This window comes from Bogoriella caseilytica, assembly GCF_003752405.1.
In the GTDB taxonomy this organism is placed as follows: domain Bacteria; phylum Actinomycetota; class Actinomycetes; order Actinomycetales; family Actinomycetaceae; genus Allobogoriella; species Allobogoriella caseilytica.
In genome coordinates, this window is sequence record NZ_RKHK01000001.1 from 1771603 (window position 1) to 1785170 (window position 13568).

A 13568-nucleotide genomic window follows, 5' to 3' on the forward strand; every position below is an offset into this window, starting at 1 on the left:
GTGGCATGCCCCTGCTCGAACTGAAAGACGTCTCGATCACCTACCGCGGGTTGCGTGGCACCGTGCCTGCCGTGCGGGGCGTGAACCTCACCCTCGAGGCCGGCCAGACCCTCGGCATCGCCGGGGAGTCCGGCTCGGGGAAGTCCACCCTGGCCATGGCGATGCTGCGGCTGCTTCCCCCGGGCACCGACGTCAGCGGGGAGATCCTGCTCGACGACGAGGACGTGCTGAGCATGAAGTGGGGCCGCCTGCGTGCCGTGCGCTGGACCGGATTGTCCATGGTCTTCCAGGGCGCCATGCACGCCCTGAACCCCGTCTACCGGGTGGGTCAGCAGATTGCCGAGCCTTTGGAGTTGCACCAGAAGCTCACCGGCTCCGCGCTGGAGGAGCGGGTGGTCGAACTCCTCGACCAGGTCGGCATGCCCGCCTGGCGCAAGGACAGCTACCCCCACGAACTCTCCGGCGGGCAGCGCCAGCGCGTCATGATCGCGATGGCCCTGGCCTGCGAGCCGGATCTGATCATCGCCGACGAGGCGACCACCGCGCTGGATGTCATGGTGCAGGCTCAGGTCCTGCAGTTGCTCCGTAACCTGGTCTATGAGCGCAACGTCGGACTGATCATGATCAGCCACGACCTCTCGGTCCTGGCCGACATGTGCGACCGGGTGGCCGTGATGTACGCCGGTGAGGTGGTCGAGCTCGGCAAGGGCCATGCCCTGTTCACCGCTCCGCGCCACCCCTACGGGCACGCACTCGGCTCGGCCTTCCCGGTCATCGGGGACATGTCGGCACGCAACAATCCGCGTGGTCTCGCCGGCGACCCGCCCGACCCCTCCGACTTGCCGTCCGGATGTCCGTTCCACCCACGCTGCCCGGTGGCCCGCGAGGACTGTTCCACGGTCAAGCCCGAACTGCTGACCGTCCCCGCCCCCGACGATCCTGCGCGCCTGAGCGCATGCCTGGTGGCGCAAGACGGCGACCCGATCGTCCCGGCGGGCGATCCCACGAAGGAGCCTGCGCTGTGAGCGACGAGAACCTGCTGTCCACCGCCGACCTCCACGTGGCCTTCTCCCTGCCGGGCGGGCGCGAGGCCCGCGCCGTCGACGGCGTCAACCTCGAGGTCAAGCCCGGGGAGATCGTGGCCCTGGCCGGGGAGTCCGGCTGCGGCAAGACCACCCTGGCGCGCACGCTCCTCGGCCTGGAGAAGCCGACGGCCGGAGCGGTGACCTTCGGCGGCAAGCCGCTGGGCACGACCACCAAGCAGCTGCGTGCTTTCCGCAAGAAGGTCCAGCTCGTGCTGCAGGACCCCACGGGCGCCCTGAACCCCCGTCAGACGGTCTACGAGGCCGTGGCCGAGGGCTTGCGTATCCACGGCATTCACGACGACGAACACGGCCGGGTGGTCCGGGCGCTGTCCCAGGCCGGCCTCCGCCCGGCGGAGCGCTACCTGATGCGGTACTCCTTCGAGCTGTCCGGCGGTCAGCGGCAGCGTGTGGTCATTGCCGGGGCTCTGGCACTCGCACCCAAGATCATCGTGGCGGATGAGCCGGTGGCCTCTCTCGATGCCTCCGTGCGCGGCGAGATCCTCGCACTGCTCAAGGAGTTGCGAGACGACTATGGTCTCGGCGCGCTGGTGGTCACCCACGACCTCGGCCTCGCATGGAACATCGCCGACCGGATCGCGGTGATGTACCTCGGGCGCATTGTGGAGCAGGGCCCGGTGGAGCAGGTGCTGCTCGATCCCCAGCACCCGTACACCCGCGCGCTGGTCTCCGTCCTACCGGAGTCCCCGGTGGGGGAGCCCCAGGTGCTCACCGGGGAAGCTCCGGACGCCTCGGCGATTCCCAGTGGTTGCCGTTTCCACTCGCGGTGCCCGGTCTACAACTCCGGCGTGGCCGAGCAGGTGGGTGTGGCGGAGAAGTGCACCACCGTGGACCTGAACGTGCTGGGCAGTGAGACCCGCCAGTGGCAGGCCGCCTGCCACGTGGCACACGTGAGCGGCCGTGAAGAGGTCCGCGATACCGTGCAAGCTTCGAACTGAGGAATCAGTTCGAGGATGGCCATGCCGCTTCGGGCGTGGCCATCACCGCTGGGCCCGCCGATCCGGGCCACAACCTTCCCTGGAGCACAGATGCGTATCCTCGTCGTCCAGAACTCGCCGTCCTCGGGCGCCGGCCGGCTGTCCGGCTGGCTCGTGGAGGAGGGGCTCTCCGTCGATCTGGTGGACGGCGACGAACTTCCCCCCACGCTGGCTGGCGTGGATGGTGTGGTCCTCCTCGGCGGCGGGTTCATGCCGGACAACGACGAGCACGCGCCCTGGCTGCACCGCGAGCGCGCCCTGACTCGCGAGGCGATCGCCAAGGAGATTCCGCTGCTCGGTATCTGCCTGGGGGAGCAGGTGCTCGCCCTGGTGGCCGGCGGCGAGGTCACCGCCTCCTCGGGCGAGACCGAGCGCGGCTCGGTGGGCATCGACCTCACTGAGGCGGCCGCCGAGGACCGGGTGTTCTCCTCCCTGGCTGGAGAGCAGCTCCGGATGATCCAGAACCACAAGGACTCCGTCACCCGCCTGCCCGAGGAGGCTGTGCTGCTCGGCACCAACGAGGCATGCAAGGTCCAGGCCTTCCGGGTGGGCAGCGTGGCCTGGGGGCTGCAGTTCCATCCCGAGGTGGATGCCTCGCGATTGAAGAAGTGGAACGAGGCTTCTCTGGCCAAGGTCGGGGTGGATCGCGACGCACTCGCGGCTGCTGCCGAGGTCGATGCCCCGGTGAATGTGCGCCAGTCCCGCGAGTTGCTCGCCAACTTCGCCGCGGTGGTGCGCGAGCAGGCGGCCCAGCGGAGGCCGGCCGCATGAGCGATCCGCGCACTGCCGGTGAGAAGGCGGCCGCCGGACGTGATGGCACATTGACCTCTGGTGAGGGGCCGGCGCCCTTCGTGGCCTACCGGCTTGCCACCGCTGAGGGGGCGATTCTCGCCGAGAACCACCCGGACGAGACCTTCATCCCGGCCTCTACGCTCAAGCTCGCCATCCTGGTTGCCGTGGCGCGCGCACTGGAAGGCGGCGCGCTGAGCTTGGACCACGAGGTGCCCGTGGTCAGCTCGTGGCCGAGCGACTTCGACGGCACTCCCTTCGACTTCAGCTACGACGCTGATGAGGTCGACAACGCCTGGCCCGCCGAGGGCACACCGATCTCGGTCGGCGACATCTTGGAGCGGATGATTACCGTCTCCTCCAACGAGGCCACCAACATGGCCTACGACCTGGTGGGCAAGGAGTCGGTGGCCGCCGTCTTCGCCGACGCCGGTTGCACCCACTCCGCCCTGGGCCGGAAGTACGGCGACATGCTCGCGGCCCAGCACTTCGGGCGCGTCAGCTACTGCACCGCCGGAGATCTCGCGACGCTCATGGGGGCCACGGTGCGCGGCGACCTCATCGGTGCGCAGTGGACGCGGTATGTCACCGACCTGCTCTCCCGCCAGCAGGACCAGGTCATCGGCGGAGTCGTCCCGGCCGGTACCCCGTGGGGTTCGAAGTCCGGCTGGGTGGACGGTATCCGCCACGATGTCGCCTACATCGGCGAGCCGGGCCCGCGGGCGCTGGTGCTGGGGGTGTGCACCCGCGACTTCCCCGACTGGCCCTCGGCCGTGGCCGCGATCCGGGCGCTCGCCGACATCGCCCTGCGCCTGGCCGCGCGCTGACCCTGCCGGCCCTCGGGGCGGCCCCACCCGGGCGCCCGCCCGCAGCGTTTGTGCTCACTGGATGTCGCTCTGAGCGGGGATCCGGCCCGCTAGAGCGACGTCTTCTGATCACCATCGCGGGGGAGGGGCGGCCGTGACCGCGGGGATCGGCGGCCGTGTCTGCGGGGGAGGGGCGGCGGGCGCCTCGGCTACGGGATGCGCAGCCAGGACGCCCGTTACACCATGGGCCTATGACCACGTGGAAGAACACCGAGAAGCTGTCCGAGATCCCCGCGCAGGACCAGCAGTGGCCCGGCACGGAGGCGGCCCTGAACCCGGCGGCCGATCATGGCGAGACCACCTGGGTGGGGCGCGAGCGCCTCACCGGCAAGAAGGCCCTGATCACCGGTGGGGACTCCGGGATCGGGCGCGCGGTCGCCATCGCCTTCGCCAAGGAGGGGGCGGATGTGGCCATCACGCACCTGCCCGACGAATCCAAGGACGCCGCCGAGGTCAAGGAAGCGGTGGAGGCGGCCGGCCGCACCTGCGTGGTCATCGAGGTCGACCTACGCACCGAGGAGGCCTGTGCCCACGCCGTCGCGACGGCGGTTGACGGCCTGGGCGGCCTCGACGTGGTGATCAACAACGCGGCATTCCAGATGGCCCAGCCGGACTTCCCGGACTTCCCCGGCGATCAGATCGAACGCACCTTCGCTACGAATGTCTTCGCCACGTTCTGGACCACCAAGGCGGCGACGCCGCACCTGGGCGAGGGCTCCACGGTCATCAACACCACCTCCATCCAGGCCTACTCGCCATCGGAACCGCTGTTGGACTATGCCGCCACCAAGGCTGCGCTGAACAACCTCACGGTGAACCTGGCCTCCGAGCTGGGCTCGCGTGGCATCCGGGTGAACGCTGTGGCTCCGGGCCCGATCTGGACGCCACTGATCCCTTCCACCTTCGACGGCGAGAAGGTCGAGGGCTTCGGTGCCGACACCCCGCTCGGCCGGGCCGGCCAGCCCATCGAGGTGGCCTCGGCCTTCGTGTACCTCGCCTCGGACGAGGCCTCCTACGTCTCGGGCACCGTGCTCGGCGTCACCGGCGGGAAGCCGGTCTTCTGACGAAGGCGCAGCCGAGTGCCGGGCCGAGGGGCGAGGTCCAGCCGAGGCGGAGGTGAGGAAGTAAACCTGTTAAGCCCGGTCTTCTGACGAAGGCGCAGCCGAGTGCCGGGCCGAGGGGCGAGGTCCAGCCGAGGCGGAGGTGAGGAAGTAAACCTGTTAAGCCCGGTCTTCTGACCACCCGAGACCGCGCAGGTGTTCTAACGTTCCTGCGTGGTCTATCACCCGAGGGACGGCGCACGCCGTGTCGTCGCTGCCGCCTTCGCCCTGCTGTGTGCTGGCGCAGTCGCGCTCGTGTGGTGGTTCTTCGTCACCACCCCCACTGGGCAGCGGATCGACCAGCTCGCCCTGGAGGGCTCAGCACTGGGCCAGAGCACCCTGTACGGCAGGGCTCACCAGCTCCTGGGGATCGTCTCGGAGGCCTTCCTCGTCGTGGTGGTGGCCGTGGCCGGTCTCTTCGCCGCGCTACGCCGCCAGTGGGTGCACGTCGTCGCGATCGCCCTGGTGGTGGGGGGTGCGAACATCACTACCCAGGTGCTCAAGGAGTACGTGTTCTCCCGCCCCGACCTCGGGGTCACCTGGTCCATGGCGAACTCCCTCCCCTCCGGCCACACCACCGCGGCGGTCAGCGCTCTGGCCGCCGGGCTCCTGGCTGTGGCCCCGCGATGGCGCTGGCTCGTGGCCGGAACGGGAGCGATCTATGCGGCCGCCACAGGTGTCGCCACGATGGTGGTGAGCTGGCACCGGCCCGGTGACGTCGTGGCGGCAGTGCTCGTGGTGGGCGCCTGGTTGTTGTGCGCTTTGGCGCTGTTGCGGCGGGAGGATGTGGCGACGAATGGGGGCAGGATGCCCTCCTGGGCGCGCGGTGCCGATGTCGCCACGAGGGCACTGCTCGGATTGACGATGGCGGTTGCCGCGCTCGTCAGCTTCCTTGCCCTGCTCACCACGCGCGGCGCCATCGGAGCCGAGCCGCCGGAGCGCTTCGACCTTCCCGTGGCCTACATCGGCGCGATCGCCGCGATCATCGCCATCACCTGCCTGACCACCTTGCTCGCACTGGTGCTCTCCGCCCCACGCAGCGATCCGCGACGCGCTGGCGCCACACGGTGAGGTGTGGCTTCCATTGGCTCTCGGGCACGCCCGGTGCCGCGAGAGCGCGCCACCGGGCGGGAACGGTCTGCAGCGCTGTCCAGGACCAGGTACGGTCAGCGGCGATGCCCCAGAACAATGGGTGTGTCAACGCCTGACGGCGCAGCAATCCCCCACAGTCAGCCAGTTCGGCCAGTAAGGAAGGTCCACGTGGCCACAACCCGCAAGCTTGTGATCGTCGAGTCTCCTGCCAAGGCGCGCACCATCGGCGCCTATCTCGGGCCGGAGTTCGATGTCGAGGCGTCGGTGGGGCACATTCGCGACCTTCCTCAGCCCTCCGAACTGCCGCAGGAGATGAAGAAGGGCCCGTTCGGCAAGTTCGCCGTCGATGTCGAGGGCGACTTCGATCCCTATTACGTGGTGGACGCGGGCAAGAAGAAGAAGGTCGCCGAGCTGCGCAAGGCGCTCAAGGAGTCCGACGAGCTCTACCTCGCCACCGATGAGGACCGCGAGGGCGAGGCCATCGCCTGGCACCTGTTGGATGTGCTCAAGCCCAAGGTACCGGTCAAGCGCATGGTCTTCCACGAGATCACCCGCGAAGCCATCACCCGCGCCCTGGAGAACACCCGCGAGCTCGATGACCGGCTCGTCGACGCCCAGGAGACCCGTCGTATCCTCGACCGCCTGGTGGGCTACGAGGTCTCACCGCTGCTGTGGCGCAAGATCAAGCCCGGCATCTCCGCCGGTCGAGTGCAGTCCGTGGCCACCCGCCTGGTGGTCGAACGCGAACGGGAGCGGATGAGCTTCCGCTCGGCCTCCTACTGGGATGTGCGCGGCCTCTTCAGCGGCGCAGACTCCACCGACACCGAGCAGGATCGGCAGTTCACCGCCCGCCTCGTCAGCCTGGACGGCCGGCGTGTGGCCACTGGCCGCGACTTCGCCGACGACGGCGAACTCAAGCCCGCCGCCACCAAGGCCGAGGTGCTGCACCTCGCGGAGACGAACGCCCGCGAGGTGGCCATCGCTCTGGAGCAGGCCGCTGCGCAGGTGGTCTCCATGGAGACCAAGCCCTACACCCGCCGTCCGGCGGCGCCGTTCACCACCTCCACGCTGCAGCAGGAGGCCTCGCGCAAGCTGCGCTGGAGCGCTCGGGAGACCATGCGCACCGCGCAGGGCCTGTACGAGAACGGCTACATCACCTACATGCGTACCGACTCGCCGGTGCTCTCCGCCCAGGCCATCGCGGCGGCCCGCAGCCAGGCCGCCGAGCTGTACGGCGCGGAGTACGTGCACGACAAGGCACGCACGTACGGCAAGTCCAAGGGGGCACAGGAGGCGCACGAGGCCATCCGCCCCGCCGGCGATGCCTTCCGCACCCCTGGGCAGGTGGCCTCCTCCCTCAGCCCGCAAGAGCTGAAGCTCTACGACCTCATCTGGAAGCGCACAGTCGCCTCCCAGATGGCGGACGCGCGCGGCCAGACCGCCACGGTGCGCTTGGGCGCAGACCTGCCTGAGGCGCAGGTGGCCTCCCTGCCGGGCAGTGGCGACCGGCGTGCCGAGCTGAGCGCCTCCGGCACCGTGATCACCTTCCGGGGCTTCCTGGCCGCCTACGAGGAAGGCCGCGACGCCGAGCGCTACGAGGACAACGCCGGCAAGGACAGTAAGGAGACCCGGCTGCCCCAGCTCGCCGAGGGTGATGCGGTGAGCACCCAGGAGGTCACTGCCGAAGGGCACGAGACCAGCCCGCCGCCGCGGTACACCGAGGCCTCGCTGGTCAAGGCCATGGAGGAGCGCGGCATCGGCCGGCCCTCCACCTACGCCGCCACGATCTCGGTGATCACTGACCGTGGTTATGTGGAACGCCGCGGCCAAGCGCTGGTGCCCACCTGGCTGGCCTTCTCGGTGGTGCGGCTGCTGGAGGAGAACCTCCCCAAGCTCGTGGATTACGACTTCACCGCCGCCATGGAGGCCGATCTCGACCGCATCGCTGCCGGAGACGAGCAGCGCACCCATTGGCTCGCGAGCTTCTACCGCGGAGACGACCAGCGACAGGGCCTGAAGGCCCTCGTGGAGGATCTGGGCGATATCGACGCCCGGGCCGTGAACAGCATCGACCTCGGCGAAGGTCTCACCCTGCGCGTGGGTCGCTACGGGCCCTATATCGAGGAGCCCGCAGGAGAGGACGAGGACGCTACCGACTCCGACGGCGAGAAGCGCACGTCCCGCCGCGCCTCGGTGCCCGATGACATCGCCCCGGACGAGCTCACCGTGGAGGTAGCCCGCGAACTCCTGGCCAAGCAGGCCGACGACGGGCGCGAACTCGGCACCGATCCGGAGACCGGCCGGACGATCATCGCCAAGAACGGCCGCTACGGCGCCTACGTCACCGAGGTCGTGCCGGAGATGACCGAGGAGGAGATCCAGGCCCATCTGGATGCTCAACCCACGGAGTATTACAAGAACGGCAAGCCCAAGCCGAAGAAGAAGCCCAAGCAGCCCAAACCGCGCACCGGATCACTCCTGCAGTCCATGGCCCTGGAATCAGTCACGCTCGAGGACGCCCTGAAGCTGCTCTCGCTACCCCGGGTGGTGGGAACCGACGCCGAGGGGCAGGAGATCACCGCCCAGAACGGCCGCTTCGGCCCGTACCTGAAGAAGGGCACCGACTCGCGCTCGCTGGAGTCCGAGGAGCAGATCTTCTCCATCACCCTGGAGGAGGCGCTGGCCATCTACGCCCAGCCGAAGCAGCGCCGCGGGCAGACGGCGCGGCCGCCTCTGAAGGAGCTGGCAGCGGATCCGGTTTCCGGTAAGCCGGTCGTGGTCAAGGACGGGCGTTTCGGCCCCTACGTCACCGACGGCGAGACGAACGCGACGCTGCGACGAGACGACTCGGTGGAGCAGCTCACCGACGCGCGCGCCCATGAGCTGCTCGCGGAGAAGCGTGCCAAGGGCCCGGCCAAGGGCAAGTCCCGTTCCTCGAGTGCACGCAGCACCGCGAAGAAGCCCGCGGCACGCAAGCCGGCCGCCAAAAAGTCACGCTGAGGCTCCCCGGTCGCGCGCTGACGTAGATTGACGGCATGGACACTGCCGTCGTTGACACGCTTCCTCAGCCTCTCGATCCGCATGACGCCCCGCCGCTGCGGTGGGGCATCATCGGCGCCGGCGGAATCGCCGGACGCTTCGCCACCGAGGTGCCCGCGCACAGCGCGCAACGCATCGTGGCCATCGGGTCGCGCAGCGCGGAGAAAGCTGCGGCCTTCGCCGCGGAGCACGGCGTTCCTGTTGCGCACGGCTCTTACGAGGAACTCGTGGCGGATCCCGAGGTGGACGTCGTCTACGTCGCCTCACCGCACAGCCACCATGCCGAGCACGCTCGTCTCGCGCTCGAGGCCGGTAAGCACGTGCTGGTGGAGAAGGCCTTCACCCGTAACGCTGCCGAGGCGCGCTCGGTCTTCGACCTCGCTGAGCAGCGGGGCCTGTTCGCCATGGAGGCGATGTGGAGCAGGTTCCTGCCGCACATGGTGGCCCTACGTGGGCTGGTCGACTCCGGCGCGCTCGGTGAGGTCCTGCATGTGCGCGGGGACCACGGCCAGTACCTCCCGCACGTTCCGCGCCTGACCGAGCCGGAGCTCGCCGGGGGCGCCGTGCTGGACCTGGCCGTCTACCCGCTCTCCTTCATCCACTCCCTGCTCGGCGTGCCGCAGGCAGTGCATGCGATCGGCACCCTCACCGAGAAGGGCGTCGACGGTCAGGAGGCCGTCACGCTCTCCTACGGTCGCGCCGTCGGGGTGGCGACCGCCAGCATGCTGGCGCGCTCGGCCACCGACGGCATCGTGGTGGGCACCGAGGCCCGGGTGGAACTGGCCTCGGGCTTCTATGCTCCGGGGATCTGCACGGTGGTGCCTCGCGAGGGGGAGCCTTGGACCTTCCCGCAGCGCAGCATCACCGGTGGGTTCCAGTACCAGGCGGCCGAGGTGGCTCGCTGTGTGAGCGCCGGCCGGCAGCAGTCGGAGACGTTGCCCTGGACGGCCACCATCGAGGTCATGGAGATCATGGATGAGGTGCGTCGCCAGCTGGGCGTGGTCCTACCGGGTGAGTAGCGCGTCGGTGGCCGCAGCTAGGCTGAACCGGTGAGCGCACACCCAGGACTCTTCCTCTCCCTCGAGGGCGGTGAAGGGGCGGGCAAGACCACCCAGCGTGCTCTGCTCGGGCAGTGGCTGGAGAGCCTGGGCCATGAGGTGGTGCTCACGCGCGAGCCCGGTGGCACCGCGCTGGGGCACACCCTGCGTCAGGCGCTGCTGCACGGCGAGGACATCGACGCGCGGACCGAGGCGCTGTTGTATGCCGCGGACCGCGCCCACCACGTGGCCTCTTTGGTGCTCCCGGCGCTGCGTCGCGGCGCTGTGGTGATCACCGACCGCTACCTGGACTCCTCCGTGGCCTACCAGGGAGCGGCCCGATCCCTCGGCCCGCAGGAGATCCGCGACCTGAGCCTGTGGGCCACCGACGGTCTGCTCCCGGAACTCACCGTGCTCCTCGACATTGATCCGGCCGTGGGAGCCGCGCGCCGGTCAGAGGACCCCGATCGCCTCGAGCGCGAGCCCGACGCCTTCCATCTGGCGGTACGCGAGCAGTTCCTCGCCCTGGCCCGCGCCGAGGCGGGGCGCTTCGTCGTGGTGGACGCCGCAGCCTCGCCCGAGGCGGTGCACGAGCAGATCCGCGCCCGGGTTGAGCCTCTGCTGCCGGAGCGCCGCCGTCCGCGCAATCCATGCGCTGTGCCCGCGCGCCGTGCCTTGCAGGAGCCTTCGTGAGCGTCTGGGATGACGTGATCGGGCAGGAGTCCGCCGTCTCCGTCCTGCAGGGAGCCGCCCGGGATCCGCAGGCAATGTCCCACGCCTGGCTGATCACCGGGCCGCCCGGTTCGGGGCGCTCGGTGGCCGCCCGGGCCTTCGCTGCAGCCCTGCAGTGCACCGAGGGCGGCGGGCCAGGTGCCAACGAGCCCGGCTGCGGTCGGTGCCATGCCTGCACCACGACGATGAACGGCTCGCACGCCGACGTCTCGTTGGTGACCACCGAGAAGGTCATATTCTCCATCGAGGAGATCCGGCCGCTGGTGTCGGAGGCGCAGCGCGCCCCGGCCGGGGGTCGCTGGCGCATCATGCTCATGGAGGATGCCGACCGGATGGTCGAACGCACCTCCAACGTCCTGCTCAAGGCCATCGAGGAGCCTCCGCCGCGGACCGTGTGGCTACTGTGCGCTCCCAGCCCCGAGGATGTGCTCACCACGATCCGCTCCCGCTGCCGTCCGGTCCACTTGCGCGTGCCGGACGCTCACGCCGTGGCCGAGTTGCTGGTGCGCCGCGACGGCGTGGACCCCGAGGAGGCGATCGTGGCGGCCCGGGCTGCGCAGTCGCACGTGGGTATGGCACGCCGCCTGGCGCACGACCCCGCCGCCCGCGATCGCCGCCGCCGTCTGCTCACCGCCGGAGCGACCATCCGCGGCGTGGGCGACGCGGTGCTCGCCGCGGCCGAGCTGGTCGACCTCGCGGCACAGGACGCCGCGGCGGCCACCGCCGAGCGCGCCGCAGCTGAGCGCGCGGACCTCTTGCGCACGCTGGGTGCCGAGGAGGACGCCAAGCGCCTCCCGCCTGCGCTGCGGGCTCAGGTGCGTCAACTCGAAGAAGACCAGAAGCGCCGCGCCACGCGAGCTCAGCGTGACGTGCTCGACCGTGCCATGGTCGATCTGCTCTCGCTCTACCGCGATGTCCTCGTCGTCCAGAACGGCGCCGGGGTGGCTCTGATCAACGCCGATCTCGACGCGCAGATCCGTCGCCTGGCCCAGGAGTCGAGCACGGAGCAGACGGTGCGGCGCATGGACGCCGTCGGGGAGGCACGCCAGCGTCTGGCCGGCAATGTCGCCCCCCTGCTGGCGGTCGAGGCCATGATGGTCGCTCTCCGCCCGCAGCCGGTAGCGTAAGTGGGGTGCACACCGCTACCACCCGCCCCGTCTGGGGCCGCCCGGTCACGGCGCGCCAGAGTCGCCGATCCTCGTCCGGACGGCGGAGAACCGCCCCTGTTGCTGCGCTCCTGACGGCCGCGCTGACGCTCGGATCCTGCGCCCTGTTCTCTGACTCGGAGGAGTCCGATGCCGAGGACGGCATGCAGGAGGGCTCAGACCCGGGAGCCGGCCCTGGTGAGCGAGAGCCGGAGGAAGCCGACGGGCCACTCGCAGACTTCTACGCCCAGGAGCTGGAGTGGGTGGAATGCGGGACGATGGAGTGCACGACCTTCGAGGTGCCCGCCGACTACGACGACCCCGGAGGTGCGCGCCTGGAGATCGCTGCGGCACGTCTCCTGGCCGACGGCGAGTCCCCGCTGGTGGTGAACCCCGGCGGGCCGGGAGGCTCGGGAATCGAGATGGCCGAGGCCGCGGCAGACATGTTCACCGAGGATCTGATCGAGGCATACGACATCATCGGCGTCGACCCCCGCGGTGTGGGTCAATCGAGCGCCATCGATTGCGTGGATGACGCGGACCTTGATCAACTGCGGGCCGCTGGTTACCAGGAGGGCCCGGAGGGCGAGACCGCGGCGGCGGAGGATATCGAGCTGATTGTCCAGGGATGTCAGGAGCGCAGCGTTGATCTCCTCCCCTACGTGGACACGATCAGCGCTGCCCGCGACATGGAAGTCCTGCGCGTATTGCTGGAGGTGCCGGAGCTGGATTACCTCGGGTATTCCTACGGCACCTACCTGGGCGCCCACTATGCGGAACTTTTTCCGGAACGTGTCGGCCGTTTCGTTCTTGACGGCGGCATGGACCCGAGTTTGGAGCGCCATGAGGTGGCGCATGACCAAGCTTTGGGTTTCGAAAGCGCCATGACGGCGTACATCGAGGACTGCCTCGCCTGGACCGAATGCCCGCTCGCCGGCGATCTCGACACAGCATTCGAGCAGATTCGTGCTCTTCTCGACGAGGCTGAGGCCGCTCCGCTTCCCACGGGAGACGGTGATCGGGTGCTCACGCGCGAGCTGGCGTATTCAGGGATCATCGGTCCGCTCTACAACCAGGGCGACTGGCCTGTGCTCACCGAATCGCTGGAACTCGCCCTGAACGGCGACGGCAGCTACCTCCTCTTCGTGGCCGACCTCTTCGCCGGCCGGGAGGAGGACGGCAGTTATCGCGACAATCAGACCGAGGCGAACTGGGCCATCAACTGCCTTGACCGACCAGTGACCGGCGACCCGGGCGACTGGGACCAGCGCGCCGAGGCCATGATCGACGCTGCACCGACCTTCGGACCGGCTCTGGCCTATGGGGAGGAGTTGTGCGCCCAGTGGCCGGCCGACTCCGAGGGCACTCAGGGGGAGATCACGGCCGCCGGCGCGGCGCCCATCCTGGTGGTGGGGACCACCGGTGATCCGGCCACGCCCTATCACTGGAGCGAGTCCCTGGCTCAGCAACTGGAATCCGGTGTGCTCCTGACCTACGACGGTGAGGGGCATGGCGCGTATGGCCGCTCGAACTCGTGCGTGAACGAGCGTGTCGATGACTTCCTGATCCGCGGGGAGATCCCTGAAGACGGTCTGGTCTGCTAGCCGGCGTGGTGGTGCGCCGGCGTGGCGTGTCACGGCTCACGGTGCCCGCCTTTGAGGGGCCGCCTGAGGATGACTAGACTGGCC

11 protein-coding genes are annotated in these 13568 nt (G+C 69.5%); all 11 read left to right on the forward strand.

Annotated elements, in window-relative coordinates; all coding sequences use genetic code 11:
• Positions 1 to 5 precede the first annotated feature (5 nt).
• The gene (locus EDD31_RS07880) at positions 6 to 1025 is read left to right on the forward strand and encodes an ABC transporter ATP-binding protein (protein ID WP_123303661.1); all 1020 of its coding nucleotides are present in this window, start codon (positions 6 to 8) and stop codon (positions 1023 to 1025) included.
• Entirely contained in the window at positions 956 to 2041 is a 1086-nt protein-coding gene (locus EDD31_RS07885; RefSeq protein WP_123303662.1) for an ABC transporter ATP-binding protein, read from the forward strand. The genes EDD31_RS07880 and EDD31_RS07885 overlap by 70 nt, the downstream gene beginning before the upstream one ends.
• A 90-nt stretch (positions 2042 to 2131) precedes the next feature.
• Entirely contained in the window at positions 2132 to 2851 is a 720-nt protein-coding gene (locus EDD31_RS07890; RefSeq protein ID WP_123303663.1) for a type 1 glutamine amidotransferase, read from the forward strand.
• Positions 2848 to 3696 (forward strand): serine hydrolase, encoded by an 849-nt coding sequence (locus EDD31_RS07895; protein ID WP_123303664.1) that lies wholly within the window; start codon positions 2848 to 2850, stop codon positions 3694 to 3696. Before EDD31_RS07890 ends, EDD31_RS07895 begins: the two co-directional genes overlap by 4 nt.
• A 230-nt stretch (positions 3697 to 3926) precedes the next feature.
• Entirely contained in the window at positions 3927 to 4799 is an 873-nt protein-coding gene (locus tag EDD31_RS07900) for an SDR family oxidoreductase (RefSeq protein WP_123303665.1), read from the forward strand.
• Positions 4800 to 5009: 210 nt separating this feature from the next.
• On the forward strand, positions 5010 to 5906 hold the full coding sequence (locus tag EDD31_RS07905; protein ID WP_123303666.1) for a phosphatase PAP2 family protein: 897 nt from the start codon (positions 5010 to 5012) through the stop codon (positions 5904 to 5906).
• A gap of 189 nt (positions 5907 to 6095) precedes the next feature.
• Complete coding sequence (gene topA / locus EDD31_RS07910) at positions 6096 to 8927, forward strand: type I DNA topoisomerase (protein WP_211336086.1); 2832 nt, start codon at positions 6096 to 6098, stop codon at positions 8925 to 8927.
• A 35-nt stretch (positions 8928 to 8962) separates the two neighbouring features.
• Positions 8963 to 9985 (forward strand): Gfo/Idh/MocA family protein, encoded by a 1023-nt coding sequence (locus tag EDD31_RS07915; protein WP_123303668.1) that lies wholly within the window; start codon positions 8963 to 8965, stop codon positions 9983 to 9985.
• A gap of 30 nt (positions 9986 to 10015) precedes the next feature.
• Positions 10016 to 10696, forward strand: coding sequence for a dTMP kinase (gene tmk / locus EDD31_RS07920; RefSeq protein WP_123303669.1), 681 nt, complete (start codon positions 10016 to 10018; stop codon positions 10694 to 10696).
• Positions 10693 to 11862 carry a DNA polymerase III subunit delta' gene (locus EDD31_RS07925; RefSeq protein ID WP_123303670.1) on the forward strand — a complete coding sequence of 390 codons (1170 nt, stop codon included), beginning with the start codon at positions 10693 to 10695 and terminating at the stop codon, positions 11860 to 11862. Before tmk ends, EDD31_RS07925 begins: the two co-directional genes overlap by 4 nt.
• A gap of 5 nt (positions 11863 to 11867) precedes the next feature.
• Complete coding sequence (locus EDD31_RS07930; protein WP_148058901.1) at positions 11868 to 13484, forward strand: alpha/beta hydrolase; 1617 nt, start codon at positions 11868 to 11870, stop codon at positions 13482 to 13484.
• Positions 13485 to 13568 lie beyond the last annotated feature (84 nt).